A 2847-nucleotide genomic window follows, 5' to 3' on the forward strand; every position below is an offset into this window, starting at 1 on the left:
AGTATTTTGATATTCATTAAAATCTACTGCTGAAAATTTTACTCACCCTACAGTAACACAGGTTAAGTCACCTGAATGTAAGTAATTTCTCGCCAAGTGCTGCCATGCTTGGCTGTACGGCTAACGCCTAAATCAGGTGCGCCGTAGGCGTCACCTGGATTTTTTTGTTAGGCTCCTGCCCCGTTTATCACCATTCTGCCTTGTTGGTGATGCCTTCTTATATTGATATTTTTTGGCACTTACAAGAACTCTTGATTTATCACTGTAATAGCTTTCCTTTGCTTTTGAAGTAAACATTTCAGTTTCTGGCATATCTAGTGAGTAAAGTTCTCTTTCTCTCAGCTCTTCATCAGTAAGGTAGTTAAGGAACTCTTCTACCCTTTCTAGACGAACATTAACTCTATCGAATCTCTCACCATGAGAAAACATTCTATATTCTTTTCTTGCAGCTTCGGTGAGATAATTGCTTAACTTCTGACTAAAAATGCCACAGTCTGTGCATATTAAATCAAGATACGTGAAGAAATATGCCAAATCTTGGATCATATAGAGACCGTAGTTGGTTATTTTAACTTGGTCTACTTCACTAGAAAATTGATCTAGTCGATTATTTGCCTCGATAAAGCCATGCTTTAATAAAGTATTCATATTTTCTTCAAAGTCATCCTTCATGTTGAAGGTTTCTGAGAAATACGCCTTTAGACCAACAGTGTCGTAATATGATGGGCTTCTGATATCTACACCCTTTGAAATTTTTCTTAAAATTCTTAGTGAGGTGAAATGTGATGAATGTCGCTTAGAACGTAGTTGAAATATATTTGGAATTGCGCTCAGTGTTTCATCATAGAAATACCTATCAGGAGTCATTACTGGCTTCAGAACTTGGTGTATTTGGAAGTTCCAGGTACCAGCACTTATCATTTCATCCACATTTGTATAGCCTGATAATATAAAGCTCCTAAACAAGTCCAAAGCAAGGCGTATATCTCCATGTGCACACGCTGTTAGAAATTTGTTAAGTGGAGAGTTATCTCTATTAAACTCTCTTTTCAATATATTTAAATATATCTTTGCATCTTTAACAAAACTTTCATCTAAATCATTTGAAAAATCATCACGATTAGATTCATTTTCTAATAAATTTACTGTGTAAGTTAACCTTTTTTGAAATACAACTGATGGCTTAGGCGCACTTATATGAAAGCCAGAGTTTTGGAAAGCATCGAGTAGGCCATGTATCTTTGAGTTGTGAAATCTTTCTTCACGCATAGAAATCAAAGTGACACAACTTAGTTCATTTGATATCTCTTGGGCAGATGTAAAACAAAAATCTTGCATTTCTGAAGAAAATTGATCGGTATTGTCAACAACAACTATTACACCTTTATTTCTTTCATTCCAATATTCAACAAGTCTTTTAGCGCAGTAAATCTTATCTGATGCCCACTCTGTAACAAGGCGGTTGAGCTCAATATTGTAAGCCTCTGACTTTTTCTGTAAGCCAGACAAGTTTTGTTTTATTGCTATTTCAAACTTATCTTTAAATATTGTTTCGGTAATGACATTTCTTTCTTGCTGTAATAGGTTGCCATCATCAAGTTGCTCTACAAGCGATGACCATATTTTGTTTCTTATGACATCTTTTTCTTCTGGAACTTTAAGAAGGTCAACAATTGATATTACCGAATGTTCTCTTAACCAGCGAGGAGGGTTGTGATGTAGAAGCCTTTTAATAAAGGTGGATTTTCCAGAACCCTTACCACCAAATAGAATTAATACTTCCCCTTTTCTATTTTTTTTCAGGTTTTTTGTTAGCTTACCTCCAAGCCTTCCACCCTTTCCTGTATCTTCTAATTGCTGTACACCAAAATCTTCAAAATAAGGTGTTAATGAATCCTGTATTACACTATGCATTCCATCTGATGTGCTTTGATACTCTCTTTGAGAAACATAACACTTGTCCATGAAATCTGTGTCATCGTCACCTATCACTCCGAAGTAGTGTTGTACTATAGGTCTTAACTTACCAGCTAATCGATTGGCATTTACTTTATGCTCATATGTAAGAATTTTTTCTTTTGGATAAAATATACCTCGATCTTTTGGTAAGGAAGTCGTCAGAAGATTTGGTAATGAAGAATTTTCTGTTATGGCAATAAATGAAAGAGAGTTTACTGCTTTCGTATATTCAGCTAAGAAAAACTCTAGCTTTCTTATAACAAAAGCTTGTAGGTTTTCCCAACGCTTTCCTTTTTCAAAGGTTTTAAAGAAAATCCACTCATGACCATTAGTTATGCATGCATATTCACAACCAGTATCAAAGCAATACTGACGAACCTGAGCCATTGTTTCTTTAATATTATTATCGCTTATAAGCTTTTTAATCGGTATATAACAAGAAGTCTCTTTACTGTTATGTGGTATAGGTAATTCAAAATAAATCCCTTCTTTTTTTGCCTCAATAAATAGCAAATCCTCCTCGTTGGCTTTTTTTAAAATATAGTCTGCAAAACCAGGGTTAATATATTCTTCTACACTGACTCGATTTCTTGGCCATGATAAAAAGTCATGAATCACAAAATCAATGATTTTGTGTCTTGTTTCAGCTTCATTAAGGTCTCTATCCTTCAATATAGAAATGAGGGATTCCATTTGAGAAAAATTATCTGTCATATCTTTTTTAATAAGTTAATTGATTTGTGTTGATCTGAGATTGTATATAGTGCCTGTCAGAAAACCCATGAATAATCCGACTCAACAGGCACTGACAAAATTTTTTTGAAAACAAAACAGGCCGCTCATGCCAGTCGCCTCCTTTTTTGATCAAAACTTAATCATTTCCCCGTT

Annotated in this window: 1 protein-coding gene; it reads right to left on the bottom strand. The window is 34.7% G+C overall.

From position 1 onward, the window contains the following. Nucleotides 1-150: 150 nt before the first annotated feature. Nucleotides 151-2652 (bottom strand): hypothetical protein, encoded by a 2502-nt coding sequence (locus J7438_RS24990; RefSeq protein ID WP_209278763.1) that lies wholly within the window; start codon nucleotides 2650-2652, stop codon nucleotides 151-153. Nucleotides 2653-2847 lie beyond the last annotated feature (195 nt).

The organism is Thalassotalea sp. G20_0, from assembly GCF_017744175.1.
Classification (GTDB): Bacteria; Pseudomonadota; Gammaproteobacteria; order Pseudomonadales; family Endozoicomonadaceae; genus Endozoicomonas.